This window comes from Kribbella sp. VKM Ac-2568, assembly GCF_004345365.1.
In the GTDB taxonomy this organism is placed as follows: domain Bacteria; phylum Actinomycetota; class Actinomycetes; order Propionibacteriales; family Kribbellaceae; genus Kribbella; species Kribbella orskensis.
Genome location: NZ_SLVF01000001.1, coordinates 36297 through 49325, shown reverse-complemented (window position 1 = coordinate 49325; position 13029 = coordinate 36297). Strand labels below are relative to the sequence as shown.

At 68.0% G+C, this 13029-nt stretch carries 13 protein-coding genes; 6 read left to right on the top strand and 7 right to left on the bottom strand.

What is annotated here, in order from left to right; genetic code table 11:
* Window positions 1-28 precede the first annotated feature (28 nt).
* Window positions 29-400 carry a helix-turn-helix domain-containing protein gene (locus EV648_RS00235; protein ID WP_132283846.1) on the bottom strand — a complete coding sequence of 124 codons (372 nt, stop codon included), beginning with the start codon at window positions 398-400 and terminating at the stop codon, window positions 29-31.
* Between the two features lie 131 nt (window positions 401-531).
* Here EV648_RS00235 and EV648_RS00230 point away from each other — a divergent pair, with 131 nt between their 5' ends.
* Window positions 532-1398, top strand: a complete 867-nt coding sequence (locus tag EV648_RS00230; RefSeq protein ID WP_132283844.1) for an SDR family oxidoreductase — start codon at window positions 532-534, stop codon at window positions 1396-1398.
* A gap of 141 nt (window positions 1399-1539) precedes the next feature.
* Here EV648_RS00230 and EV648_RS00225 read toward each other — a convergent pair whose 3' ends face one another.
* Window positions 1540-2280, bottom strand: a complete 741-nt coding sequence (locus EV648_RS00225; protein ID WP_132283842.1) for a hypothetical protein — start codon at window positions 2278-2280, stop codon at window positions 1540-1542.
* A gap of 170 nt (window positions 2281-2450) precedes the next feature.
* On the opposite strand from EV648_RS00225, the gene EV648_RS00220 reads away from it, so the two are divergent.
* The gene (locus EV648_RS00220) at window positions 2451-3044 is read left to right on the top strand and encodes a dienelactone hydrolase family protein (RefSeq protein WP_132283839.1); all 594 of its coding nucleotides are present in this window, start codon (window positions 2451-2453) and stop codon (window positions 3042-3044) included.
* A 180-nt stretch (window positions 3045-3224) separates the two neighbouring features.
* On the opposite strand, the gene EV648_RS00210 is transcribed toward EV648_RS00220, so the two are convergent.
* Window positions 3225-3992: an SDR family oxidoreductase gene (locus tag EV648_RS00210; RefSeq protein ID WP_132283837.1), complete on the bottom strand. Its 768-nt coding sequence runs from the start codon at window positions 3990-3992 to the stop codon at window positions 3225-3227.
* A 51-nt stretch (window positions 3993-4043) separates the two neighbouring features.
* Here EV648_RS00210 and EV648_RS00205 point away from each other — a divergent pair, with 51 nt between their 5' ends.
* Window positions 4044-4724 carry a pyrimidine 5'-nucleotidase gene (locus EV648_RS00205; RefSeq protein ID WP_132283835.1) on the top strand — a complete coding sequence of 227 codons (681 nt, stop codon included), beginning with the start codon at window positions 4044-4046 and terminating at the stop codon, window positions 4722-4724.
* Here EV648_RS00205 and EV648_RS00200 read toward each other — a convergent pair.
* From EV648_RS00200 to EV648_RS00190, 3 genes are read right to left on the bottom strand one after another with little or no spacing between them, the layout of a single operon-like run.
* On the bottom strand, window positions 4682-5518 hold the full coding sequence (locus EV648_RS00200) for a carbohydrate ABC transporter permease (protein WP_132283833.1): 837 nt from the start codon (window positions 5516-5518) through the stop codon (window positions 4682-4684). The genes EV648_RS00205 and EV648_RS00200 overlap by 43 nt on opposite strands.
* The gene (locus EV648_RS00195; protein WP_132283831.1) at window positions 5515-6483 is read right to left on the bottom strand and encodes a carbohydrate ABC transporter permease; all 969 of its coding nucleotides are present in this window, start codon (window positions 6481-6483) and stop codon (window positions 5515-5517) included. Before EV648_RS00195 ends, EV648_RS00200 begins: the two co-directional genes overlap by 4 nt.
* 3 nt (window positions 6484-6486) lie before the next feature.
* Entirely contained in the window at window positions 6487-7788 is a 1302-nt protein-coding gene (locus EV648_RS00190) for a sugar ABC transporter substrate-binding protein (RefSeq protein WP_199234374.1), read from the bottom strand.
* Window positions 7789-8034: 246 nt separating this feature from the next.
* Here EV648_RS00190 and EV648_RS00185 point away from each other — a divergent pair, with 246 nt between their 5' ends.
* Both EV648_RS00185 and EV648_RS00180 read left to right on the top strand, forming a co-directional pair.
* Complete coding sequence (locus EV648_RS00185) at window positions 8035-8739, top strand: FadR/GntR family transcriptional regulator (RefSeq protein WP_132283829.1); 705 nt, start codon at window positions 8035-8037, stop codon at window positions 8737-8739.
* 135 nt (window positions 8740-8874) lie between these two features.
* Window positions 8875-10869, top strand: a complete 1995-nt coding sequence (locus tag EV648_RS00180; RefSeq protein ID WP_132283827.1) for a glycosyl hydrolase family 28-related protein — start codon at window positions 8875-8877, stop codon at window positions 10867-10869.
* Here the strand turns inward: EV648_RS00180 and EV648_RS00175 are convergent.
* Complete coding sequence (locus EV648_RS00175) at window positions 10812-12470, bottom strand: MFS transporter (RefSeq protein ID WP_199234373.1); 1659 nt, start codon at window positions 12468-12470, stop codon at window positions 10812-10814. The two genes, EV648_RS00180 and EV648_RS00175, sit on opposite strands and share 58 nt — an antisense overlap.
* Window positions 12471-12573: 103 nt before the next feature.
* Here EV648_RS00175 and EV648_RS00170 point away from each other — a divergent pair, with 103 nt between their 5' ends.
* On the top strand, window positions 12574-13026 hold the full coding sequence (locus EV648_RS00170; protein WP_241994779.1) for a MarR family winged helix-turn-helix transcriptional regulator: 453 nt from the start codon (window positions 12574-12576) through the stop codon (window positions 13024-13026).
* The last annotated feature ends 3 nt before the right edge of the window (window positions 13027-13029 follow it).

Sequence of the window (13029 nt, the reverse complement as noted above, 5' to 3'; positions counted from 1 at the left end):
TCCACCGAAGGGTGAGAGTCGGCTGTGGTCAGGGGCGGGCGGCGTCGTACCGGGACTGGGCTGACTGGACTGTGGGGACCTGGGACTCGACCCAGCGGGCGAGGGCGTGGACCTGTTCGGCGACATCGCGGCCGGTGGAGGTCAGGGAGTAGTCGACGCGTGGGGGGATCACCGGCTTTGCGTCGCGATGGACGAAGCCGTCGCGTTCCAGTGCCTGCAGGGTCTGGGCGAGCATCTTCTCGCTCACCCCTCCGACATGCCGGCGCAGCTCGCTGAACCGGTACGACCGCTCCAGCAGCGCGGCCAGGACGAGCACTGCCCACCGGCTGGTGACGTGCTCCAGGATCGCCCGCGACGGGCAGTCGGTGCGATTGACGTCGGGAGCCAGCAACTCGCTCATCGGAGACCTCCTTCGGTCGGCAACCCACTTACCCGCAGCTGCGTACCTTACTTCAAAGTGGGTACTTCCCTGCAGTTTGTACCCATCCTACGGTTAGTGGAGTAGGCACCAACTCTGACAGGAAGAAGTTCATGAGCATCGTCATCACCGGCGCGACCGGGGAACTCGGCCGTCTGGTCATCGCGGAACTGCTGGCGGCGGGTGTCCCGGCGGACGGGATCACCGCCGTCGCCCGGAACCAGGAGAAGGCCACGGGCCTGGTCGAGCAGGGCGTCCGGCTGCTGGTCGCGGACTACGACCAGCCGGACACGTTCGACGGCGCGTTCAAGCCCGAGGACCGCGTGCTGCTGGTCTCCGCCAGCGACGTGGGCCGCCGGGTACCCCAGCACGCCGTCGTGATCGACGCAGCCAAGGCCGCGGGTGTCGCTCAGGTGGCGTACACCAGCATCTTCGACGCGCCGAACGCCGACTTCGCGCTGGCGCAGGACCACCGCGAGACCGAGCAGTTGATCCTCGACGCAGGCCTGCCGTACACGTTCCTGCGCAACGACTGGTACAACGAGGCGCCGGGCGTCGCGGGCGATCTGCAGGGCATCGTCGAGCGCGGCGTGGTCGCGAACGGGGTGAGCCCGGACGCACGACTCGCCAGCGCCGCTCGGGCGGACTACGCGGCCGCCGCCGCGGTCGTGCTGAGCACGGAAGGCCAGCTGAACAAGGCATACGAGCTCAGTGGCGACACCGCCTGGACGTACCCCGAGTTCGCGGCAGAGGTGTCGCGGCAGAGCGGGAAGACGGTGGAGCACCAGTTCCTCGGGCGCGACGAGAACGCGGCGATGCTGACGAGCGTCGGGATCCCGCAGCAGTTCGCCGAGATCCTCGCCGAGGTGGACGAAGCCATCAGCCACGGCGCCCTGGCCGGAACCCCCGGCGACCTCTCCCGCCTGATCGGCCGCCCGACCACCCCGCTCGCCGACACCATCACCGCCACGCTCCGCTGAACCAGGGGAGGTCTGGGCACGTACCAGGGAGGTCTGCGCTGCCGATCCCCCCGCAGCGCAGACCTCCCTCCCCCAGACGTTCCCCCCTCGAGCCCGACCTGCCCATCCCCGCCAGCCGGGCCCGGCTGGTTGTTCCTGTGCTCAGCCGAGGCGGGCGGCGGCGGAGCGGGCGATGCGTTCGAAGTTGGCCGGCTCGATGCCCGTACCCATCTCGCTGAAGGCCAGGACGCTGACGACGTTCCCCTGCTGCGTCACGGCGTACGGGAATCCGCCGTTCTCACTCCCCGGGTCCGACGGCAGCGCGTAGTCGTACCAGCGCAGGATCCGCGTCCGGTCACCCAGCGCGAGCGTCCGGTTCTCCGTCATCTTCCGCGCGTGCGTCTGCCCGGGCGAGAACGCCTTGCAGGACTTGATCGTCGCGACGATCTGGTTGTACGCCGCACGCGCCGCCCGCTCGTCGGAGTACCGGGTGATCCACTGCCCGCCGTCGGCTTCCAACTCGTCGGTGAAGTGGCGGCTCAAGACGCCCTGGACCTTGTCACCACGGGTCGACGCGAGGCCGCAGATCGGCGCCAGTGGAGCCTGCGAGTTCGACCGCCAGCGCCGGCTCGGATCCCCCTTGGCCATCTCCTTCCCGGTGAGCAGCATCGAGCTGCTGAGCCGGAACGGCTTCACCGGCGTGGGTTTCGGCGCCACGGTCGGCTTCTTCGACGGCTCAGCAGTCGCACCGGGCTCCGACGGATTGTCGACCGGCGCTGCCGTCGGACCAGCCGTCGGACTCGTACTCGGAGTCGTGCTCGCTGTCGCCGTCGGCACGCTGGCGGCCGGCACCTCCCCCGCGGCCGGCTCTTTGTTGCCACAGGCCACCAAAAGCAGCCCCATCATGGCCACCCCGGTGGCAACTACCACCCGTGTGTTCCATCCCCCTACGGACATGTCCCCCAACTTTCTTACCTGAAGTTCCCCTGGTGCTCGTTGGACGTCGCCGGTCGGGGATTGGTTGGGAACGCGAGCCCACGGAACCGTCGGCGGCGTGCACTAGCGTCATCCGCATGGCCACCATCGCGCTGTTCCACTCAGTCCTCGGCGTCCGGCCGGGCATCCACGCCGCCGCCGACCTGCTCCGCTCCCACGGGCACCGCGTCCGCATCGTCGACCAGTACGACGGACGTGTGTTCGACGACTACGACGAGGCGGCGGCCTTCGCCGTCGAGGCGGGGTATCCCACCCTGATGGGGCGCGCGCTGGCCGCGGTCAAGGATCTCCCCGAGGGGTTCATCGCGGCCGGGTTCTCCAACGGCGGCGGGATGGCGCAGTTCGTCACCTGCCGGCAACCCGGGGTCGCGGGTGCCGTGCTGGTGTCAGGCGTGATCGACCTCGCGGAGTTCGGCCGCGACGTGAACTGGCCCCGCGGGGTGCCCGCGCAGGTGCACTACGCGGCCGACGATCCGTTCCGCGTCGAGGAGTGGGTAATGGCTGGCGAGAAGGCGGTCACCGCCGCCGGGGGCGACCTCGAGCACTACGAGTACCCCGGTACCGGTCACCTCTTCACCGACCAGAGCCTGCCCGCGGAGTACCAACCGGACGAGGCAGCCGACCTCTGGCCACGAGTCCTCAAGTTCATCGCCACGTACGGGAAGGGCTAACTCCGTCAGTAGGAGATCACGCCGACGAGTGGAGGTCCGCCAGGACGCCCGTCCTCCCCCGGCAGCGTCCGCACCTCGCGATCGTCGATCGGCCCGCGACTCAGTACTGCGTTGCCGATGGCAACCGTCGGGTCCCACGGGCCGAACCGCCACCACAGGTTCCAGCTGAGGACGCGCCCGTCAGGCGCGGCGGCGGCCGTCCAGGCCCACGGTGGAGAGGCGGGCGATCAGGGTGCGCGGGATGTAGCGGGCGCCCGCGACGACCAGTTTGTAGCGCCAGGTCGGGATCGAGATCGCCTTGCCGTGCATCAGGTCCGCCCAGGCACTCTCGACCAGTTCGTCCGCGTTCAGCCACATGAACGACGGGATGATCGTCTTGTCCATCCCCATCCGCTCGTGGAACTCGGTGCGCACGAATCCCGGGCAGACGGCCATCACGGCGACGCCCTTCGAGTGCAGCTCGATCGCCAGTCCGGCGGAGAAGTTCGTCACCCAGGACTTGTGCGCGCTGTAGCTCCCGCGCTGGACGAAGCCGGCCACCGACGACACGTTGAGCACGGCGCCGGATCCACGCTCGATCATCGGCAGCACCGCGGCATGGGTGAGCCGCAGCACCACCCGGACGAGCAGGTCGAACTGCTTCTCCTCGACCTCGATCGGGTTCGCCCAGAACGGCTTCTTCTGGCCGAAGCCGGCGTTGTTCACCAGCACCTCGATCGGCCCGGTGGCGAACCGCTCCTCGACCAGGGCGAGCTGCTCGGGCTCCGTCAGGTCGGCGGCCAGCACCTCGCAGGCGACGCCGTACCGGCGGCTGATCTCGGTCGCGACCTCCTTCAGCCGTGCCTCGTCGCGGGCCACCAGCACCAGGTCGAACCCTTCGCGGGCCAGCTTGTCCGCGAAAGCCCGCCCGATCCCGGCCGTCGGTCCCGTGATGAGCGCAGTCGCCACAACCTCGTCCCTCCGTCGATGACCTGCCCAGTCTGTCACTACTCTGGACGGATGCTGGCCGACATCGACACCTGGGTGCTGGATCTCGACGACACCCTGTATCCGTCGAGCAACGGCCTGGCGAACCAGATGAAGGCGCTGATCCGTGGGATCCTGAGCCGGCACTTCGGCACCGACGACGCCGGCGCCCGCCGGATCCAGGCCGAACTGATCGCCGCCCACGGCACCACCCTGCGCGGGCTGATGACCACCGAGGGCCTGGCGGCCGCCGACATCCTGGAGTTCGAGCACCACATCGACTACTCCGTACTGCGCGCCGACGCGGTCCTGGCCGAGGCGATCGCGGCCCTGCCCGGCCGGAAGTTCGTCTTCACCAACGGGTCCGCCTACCACGCCGAGCAGGCGCTGGCCCGGCTCGGCCTGAGCGATCACTTCGACGGGGTCTTCGACATCCTGGCCGGGCAGCTGATCCCGAAGCCGTACCCCGAGAGCTATCGGCGATTCGTCGAGCAGTTCTCGATCGACCCGAGCCGGGCCGCCTTCTTCGACGACCTGGCCGTCAACCTGGACGTGCCGGAGCAGCTGGGCATGGCGACCGTCTGGGTGGGCGGCGAGCCCGCACCCGGCACCGCGCCATACGAGGTCGTCGCACCGCGGCGGTGGCGGGTTTGGGAGCTAGCGCCGTTCCTTCACTCCTTGACGGCGCCGGCGGTCAGGCCTTCGACGATGTAGCGGCTGGCGAAGGCGAACAGCACCATCGTCGGGATGATCGACAGCGCCGCCGCGGCCGACATCGAACCCCAGTCGATGTTGTAGCTGCTGATGAAGCCGTTCAGCGCGGCCGGGACGGTCTTGTTACTGTCGCTGTTCAGCAACGTGACGGACAGGAACAACTCGTTCCAGCAGTTCACGAAGTTGAAGATGTACGACGCCGCGATGCCCGGCGTCATCACCGGCACCAGCACCCGGAACAAGGCGGACAGTCGCGAACAGCCGTCCACCATCGCCGCCTCCTCGAGCGAGGCCGGCACGTTCTCGAAGAACCCGCGCAGCATCACCGTGCAGAGCGGGATAGAGACCGCCACGTACACCAGAACCAGGCCCCAGCGATTGTCGACCAGATAGAGCCTCGTCATCAGGATGTAGAGCGAGCCGAGCGCGATGAAGCCCGGGATCATCTGGGTGACCAGGAACGCCCCCATCACCGCGCCCTTGGACATGAACTCGAACCGGGCGAGCACATACGCCGCCAGCAGCGAGATCACCGTCGCCAGCGCGGCCGCGACAGTGGACACGATCACGCTGTTGACCAGGAAGACCGCGAAGTTCGACTGCTCGAACAGGCCCTGGTAGTTGGCCAGCGACCACTGCGACGGCCAGTACTTCAGCGGATAGGCGAAGATCGTGCCCGGGTCCTTGAAGGACGTCACCAGGATCCAGTAGAGCGGGAACAGGGTGAAGATCAAGCAGATGCCGAGTCCGGTGAACCGGGCGATCCGGCCGGCGGTGCTGTAGTCGCGGATCATCGCATCGCCTTCTTAACAGTCAAACGCTGTTTGGGACGGATCGCGAGCAGGTAGAAGATCGCGAACAGCATCAGCACGAAGACCACCATCAGCCCCATCGCGGAGGCGCGGCCGTAGTCGCCCTCCTGCGTCACCTGGATCATGTACGACGTGACGATGTGCGTCTCGTTCGCCGGACCACCACCGGTCATCCCGAAGATCAGTTCGGGTGAGTTGAAGATCCAGATCACCCGGAGCAGCACGGTCAGCGCCAGCGTGGTCCGGATCGACGGGATGGTGATGCTGAACAGGGTGCGGACCTTGCCCGCGCCGTCGATCGCCGAGGCCTCGTAGAGCTCCTCGGGCACCGACTGCAGCGCGGCCAGGATCATGATGGCGAAGAACGTCACGCCGTACCAGACGTTCGCGATGATGACGGCGACCATCGCGTAGCGGGCGTCGGCCAGCCACGGCACCGGAGTACTGATCAGGTGCGTCTTCATCAGCAGGTCGTTCACCACGCCGAACTCGCCGTTGAACATCCAGCGGAACAGGATGCCGATCAGGAAGCCCGACACCGCCCACGGGAAGAACACCAGCGCCTGGTACGTACCGCGGAAGCGGAACCTCCGCCGCAGCCACAACGCCAGCGTGAACCCGATCAGGAACTGCGGCACCAGCGAGCCGACCACCCAGACCAGCGAGTTCTTCACGGTGCCGCGGAACATCTCGTCGCCGAGCAGCGTGCGGAAGTTCGCCAGCCCGACCCAGGAGGTGTCGGACAGGTCGTTCAGGTTGTAGTTGCGGAAGGCCATCGAGATGCCGTTCAGCAACGGGTAGTAGGTGAACAGCCCGACGAAGAAGATCGCGGGCAGCATGAAGGCGAACAGGATCAGCGCGGTCCGGCCGGTGAACTGCCGCCGGCCGGACGTGCGCCCGGGGGCCGGCGGTCTGACCGCCGGCCGGTCCGTTGTGGTGACAGCCATGGATCAGTTACCGGCCCACTTCTTGGTCCAGTAGTCGTCCCAGCTCTTCAGGATCTCCGCGGGCTGCGCCTTGCCGGTGATCAGCTTCTGTACATCCGCGTCGGCCTTGTTGCCCCACTCCGTCGACCACGGCACCCCGCGCGGCTGCGTCACCACGACATAGGTGTCCGGCGAGGAGTTCATCGCCACGTACGACGCCCACGGGCCGTCCTTGAAGTACGGGTCGTCCGCGGCGCTCTTCAGGATCGGGACCAGGCTGTTCTCCTTGGAGAACGTCATCGCCGAGTCACCCGAGGTCAGGAACTTCACCAGGTCCACCGCCTCCTTCTTGTGGGTGCTGCCCTCGGCGACACCCCAGCCGGCGTTGGCGAGCGGTTGCGCCGCCTTGCCGGTCGGCCCGACCGGGAGCGGCGCCGTACCCCACTGGTCCTCCTTGATCGTCTTCGACTCCTTGACGGTGGCGATCACCTCGGGGTCCTGCAGCAGGAAACCGGTGGTGCCGGAGGTGAATCCCTGCACCATCTCGGGATATCCCCAGCTGACCGACGAAGGCGGCGACGCGGTCTTGAAGAGGTCGACGTACAGGTTCAGCGCGTCGACGGCCTTCGGCGAGGAGAAGATGGTCTTGCCGCTGGTCAGCTTGAACGCGTTGTCCTTGTTGATGTCGTCGATCACGTAGCCGGAGATCACCGTGATCGCGTTGCCGCCACCGCCGAGACCGCCACGGAACGAGTAGCCGTACCGGTTCTTCGACGGGTCGTTGATCTTCTTGGCCTGCTCGACCATCTCGGCCCAGCTCTTCGGCGGACCGGTGAACCCGGCCTGCTGGACCAGGTCCTTGCGGTAGAACAGCGAGAGTCCGTAGAAGCCGTAGGGCACCATGTACGACTTGCCGCCCTGCTGGGTGACCTTCAGGGCGTTCGGGGTGAGGGCGTCGAGGCCCTCCCAGCCCTTGAGGTCGGGGGCCATGTCGTAGATCCACTTGTTGGTCGAGAACGGGCCGACCGTGGTGTCGCGGACCTCCAGCACGTCCACCCCCTTGCCGGACTGGAGCATCTGCTGGATCTTCTGGTCCGCCTGGTTGGTCGGCGGAGAGATCAGCTGGACCTTGACCCCGGAATTCTTCGCCTCGAAGTCGGCGATCAGCTTCTTCAGCAACGTGGTCCTGGTCGGATTGGTCAGACTCTCGACCATCTGCAGGGTGACCTGATCGTTCGCCTTCTCGGCCGGGCCCGGACCGCAGGCCGTCGCTGTCAGGACCAGGGCCGCAGCCGCCAGGGGTGCGAACATCTGTCGGTAGCGCATGGCGCTTCTCCTCAGGGGATGTGGGCCAGTGTGGTGGTCGGTCGGCTGCGGGAGTTTGCTCTGACATCAGATGACTCGGGCAACCGATCCGAGCACCCTGCCAGAATCGCGCTGCGACGACAAGGGCCCACAGTGGGCATGACCGCAAGTGGTCTGAGGACTTATCCTCTGAGGGCTTACGCTGTGGGTAGTGGCGGCGAGTTGGCCGCGAGGGTGGCGATGGGGGCCTGCGATGGGGAGGTGCTGATGGCAGCGACGGACAAGGCGCTGGCCGGACTGCGGCAGATGATCGCGTCGGGCGAGCTGGGGCCGGGCGAGAAGTTCCCGCCGGAGCCGGAACTGTGCGACCACCTCGGGGTGTCCCGCAGTTCCCTGCGCGAGGCCGCGCGATCGCTGGCCGCGCTCGGGGTGATCGAGTCGCGGCACGGCTCCGGCACCTACGTGTCCGCGCTGGACCCGGCCGAGATCATCAGCCGGTTCTCGCTGTCGGTCGAGCTCATCCCGCTCGAGGGCGTCCTGCAGCTTCTCGAGGTCCGCCGGGTACTGGAGGCGCACGCGACCGCGGCGGCCGCCGCACGGCAGGATCCCCTGCTGGAGAAGCGGTTGAGCGACATCCTCGACCGGCTCGAGGCAACCACCGACGCGGCCGAGATCCAGGCGCTCGACGCCGAGTTCCACGGCGCGATCTGCACGGCCGGCGGTAACCCGACCGTCACCGCGCTGACCGGCGTGATCCGCGGCCGCGGCGGCCACTACCGGATCTTCCAACCGGGCGCGGACTTCAACGCCATCAAGCAGACCAGCGACCGCGGCCACCGGGCGATCCTCTCGGCCATCTCCCACCGCGACCCCGCCGCCGCGGCCACCGCGGCCTCGGCCCACATCGCCCAGACCGAACTCTGGCTCCGAGCCCTCCGCCCCCAACCCCAGGTAGCACTGGAAGAGGACTGATCTCGGGAAATTACTTTCGTTTGTCGAGATCTTGCAGCAGATCGTCAGTCTGCGTATCGTCCGGCTCCAGGCGGTGACGCCGGTCGCGCCCCGAGGACGGGGTGCGGCAGCTCAGAGCTGGGGGGATGTCGCCCAATGTCCCGTTCTCGTCTTTCCCGTATCCGTCAGGTGGCCCTGACCGGCTCGGTACTCGTCGCGCTCGGCGCGTCCCCCGGTCTGTCCGCGGCTGCCCATCCTCCGACCACCGCACCGGTGATCACCCGCGCCGGGCTCGACCCCGCGCTCGTCCAGGGCCGCGGCGCCGCCGTCCCCTTCGTCGAGCAGGAGGCGGAGAGCGCCTTTACCACCGGCGAGAAGATCGGGCCCAGCCGCGAGGCCTACACGTTGCCCGCCGAGGCCTCGGGGCGTACCGCAGTACGGCTGACTGCTGCTGGGCAGTACGTCGAGTTCACGTTGTCGCGGCCTGCCAATGCGCTGACTCTGCGCTACAGCATTCCCGACACTGCTACGGGTGGCGGGCAGCGTGCGCCGCTCGACGTCAAGGTCGACGGCAAGCGCAACCAGACGATGACCCTGACCTCGGAGTACGCCTGGCTCTACGGCATGTATCCCTTCTCCAACAACCCTGACGTCGACCCGAACCCGGGCTGGTGGAAGCCCGAGCCGGACCCGGTGGCGAAGCCGTTCCGGCCGAACCACTTCTACGACGAGCAGCGGGTGCTGCTCGGCAAGACGTACAAGGCGGGCGACAAGGTCCGGTTCCAAGTCCCGGAGAACATCCCGGTCGCGTGGTACGTGCTCGACGTCGCCGACTTCGAGCTGGTCGCCCAGCCGCTGAAGCAGCCCGCGAAGTCCTTGTCCGTCAGGCATTTCGGCGCGGACCCGACCGGTCGGTACGACGCGGCGCCGGCGATCGAGCGCACCATCGCGGCCGCGAAGAAGCTCGGCTGGAGCGTCTTCATCCCGCCGGGCACCTACCAGGTCAACCGGCACATCGTGGTCGACAAGGTCACCGTCCACGGCGCCGGCAACTGGTGGACCATCATCAAGGGCAAGGTCCTGCCGCTCGCCCAGCCCGCTCCGGACCAGTCGGTGCACAGCGCGCCCGGCTTCTACGGCAAGTACGCGGCCGACGGCGGCAGCACGAAGGTGCACCTGTCCGACTTCGCGATCGAGAGCGACGTCCGGGAGCGGATCGACACCGACCAGGTGAACGGCATCGGCGGCGCGATCGGCGGCGGCTCCACCATCCAGAACCTCTACCTTCACCACACCAAGGTGGGCATCTGGCTGGACGGCCCGATGGACGGGCTGCTGATCCGGAACAACGTCATCACCGACGCGATCGCGGACGGGATGAACCTGCACCTCGGCGTCTCGAACGTCCGGGCCACCAACAACTTCGTCCGCAACAGCGGTGACGACGGACTCGCGATGTGGTCGGAGGCGAATCCGGCCGGGTTGGTCAACCACCACAACGTCTACGACCACAACACCGTCCAGACGCCGGTACTCGCGAACAACATCGCGATCTACGGCGGCCGCGACAACGCCGTCACCGACAACCTGGTCGCCGACCCGATCCGCGAGGGCAGCACCCTGCACGCGGGGTCGCGGTTCAACTCGACGCCGTTCGAGGGCAAGCTGACCTTCGCCCGGAACACCACCGTCCGCGGCGGCCCCCGGGACCTCAACTGGGACCTCGGGCTCGGCGCGATCTGGCTCTACGCGCTGCAGTCGAACATGGCCGGCCGGATCGAGATCACCGACAGCTCGTTCCTCGACTCGACGTACAACGCGTTCCTGTTCGTGGTCGACTGGCCGGTGAAGGACGACTATGCGGTGACGAACGTCGTGGTGCGCGACGTCAAGGTCGACGGCACCGGGACCAACGTGGTGAACGCCCGGGTCGGCGGCTGGGCCAGCTTCGAGAACGTGGACGCCCGGAACATCGGCGCGCCCTTCGTCAACAACTGCGGCACGTTCCACTTCACCGGCACGTCCGAGTTCGACGTACGGCTGGTCGGTGACAGCAACGACGGCGGCTGGACCGCAGACGCAGGCGCGCCAGGTCATTGCGAAGACCGCCCACCGGTTGTCCCGCCGGCGCCACCGGGGCCGTGGAACTGACGGCCAGAGCCCGGCAATAGCTGTGCGGGCGCGCCAGTGACCGACGCGGCAGCGGCGGGTGCCGCGGTGGCGGGTGCTGCGGTGGCGGGTGCTGCGGAGTCAGAGCGATTGGTGCGGAAGGCCCAAGCCAGGGCGACGGCACCGAGGAGGGCGCAGGCTGCTGCGACCGTTGCGGCGATGTGCATGGACTGGATGAACGCGTCGTTCGCCGACTGGACAAGATCGGGCCGGCCGATGGCGGCCGCGGTACGGCGGGTTGCCTCGGCGGATCCGGCTGCTGTTTCGCGTACTGCGGCGGGCAGGTCGTCGAGTGATGAGGCGATCTTGTGCTGGTAGACGTTGGACAGGATCGTGCCCAGTAGAGCCACACCGAGCACGCTGCCGACCTGCCGGATCGCGTTGTTCACGGCGGATCCGGCGCCGATGCGGTCCATTGGGAGGGCACTGATGACAGCCGCTGTGGTTGGTGCGACTGCCGCGCCGATTGCGGTGCCCGCGATCCCGCCGACTACGCAGAACCAGATCAGCGACGTGTCGACGGCGAAGGTGATGTTGAGAGCGTGGCAGAGCGCGAACGCGGTGAGCGCAATACCGGCTACAACAGCGACACCGAAGCGACGGGCAAGTCGGGCGCCGAGCGGTGCGCCGACAACGACGCCGACCGCGCCGGGGAGGGAGAGCAATCCGGCGTGCAGGGCAGTCATGCCGCGGGCGCCCTGGAGGTAGAACGTGATGTAGAAGCTCTGCCCGGTCACGGTGAGGAACAGCGCGGCGAGCGCGAAGTTGCCGGCGGCGAAGCGGCGGTTGCGGAACAGCCTGGGATCGAAGCTCGGCTGGTGGTCCCTCCATTCGGAGAAGAGGAATCCGGCGATCAGCAGTACGCCGACGGCGATGCTGCCCCAGACCTGCCAGCGGCCCCAGCCACCGCGCTGACCGCCTTCGATCAGCCCGTACGCGACACCGAGAAGGCCGAGCGTCGACAGGCCGAGACCGAGTGGGTCCAGCCGGCGGCGCTGCGGACTGCGGGGATTGGGTACCACCAGCGCGGTGCCGATCAGGCCGGCCGCCACCAACGGCAGGTTGATGAGGAAGACCGAACCCCACCAGAAGTGGTCGATCAGTACGCCGCCGAGAACCGGGCCGGTGGCGACACCGATCCCGGCCGACGCCGACCAGGCGGCGATCGCTCCGGCGCGGCGCTCCGGCGGGAAGGTCCAGCCGATGATGGCCATCGAGGTCGGCATGATCATGGCGCCGCCGATGCCCATCAGCGCGCGGGCGAGGATGAGCGAGACCGGGCCGTCCGCCCAGGCGGCCCAGGCCGAGGACGCTCCGAAGACGGTCATGCCCGTCATCAGCACGGTGCGGTGGCCGTACCGGTCGCCGAGCGCGCCTGCGGCGAAGAGCGCCGTTGCGAAGAACAGCGAGTAGACGCCCACCGCCCACTGCAGCTGTCCGGGCGTGGCGCCGAGCCCGGTGACAGGGTCGGCGAGCCGTTCGAGGGCGATGCCCAGGACGGTGGCGTCGATCCAGATCAGGATCGCCGACACGACGAGGATCGAAAGGATGCGGCGTTGCCGCTGATGGTCGACAGGTGGCACGACCCACTCCTATGATTGACAGGTACCTGACGTGTCGAGCGTGACATGATCGTCAGGAACCTGTCAATCTCTCTTTTCGGCCGCGCTGGGCAGAATGGGGTCCATGGATCACGTCGATGAGATGGACGGCGGCTGCGTCACCTTCTTGATGCGGCACGCCTGGCTGAGCATGCGCTCGGCCGCCGCCGCCGCCCTGGTCGTGCACGGACTCTCCGTCCAGCAGTACGGCACGCTGCTGCTGCTCGCCGAGAAGCCGGGCTGCACGATCGCCGAACTGGCGAGAAAGGTCGGCACCGCCCGGCAGTCGGCGAACGAGCTGATCACCGGGATGGAACGCGCAGGCCTGCTCGAACGCCGCGCCAACCCGGCCGACCGCCGGTCCCAGCAGCTCTACCTGACCGACGCCGGCCAGCAGCGCCTCGCCGACGCCACCCCCGCCGTCCGCGCGGTCGAACGCGACCTGGAAGCCAGCTTCACCCCTGCCGACCGCGCCACCGCCCGCGCCTGGCTGCAACGCATGGTCAACAGCGCAACCCCAGCCGAAGACCCCGCCTGACCT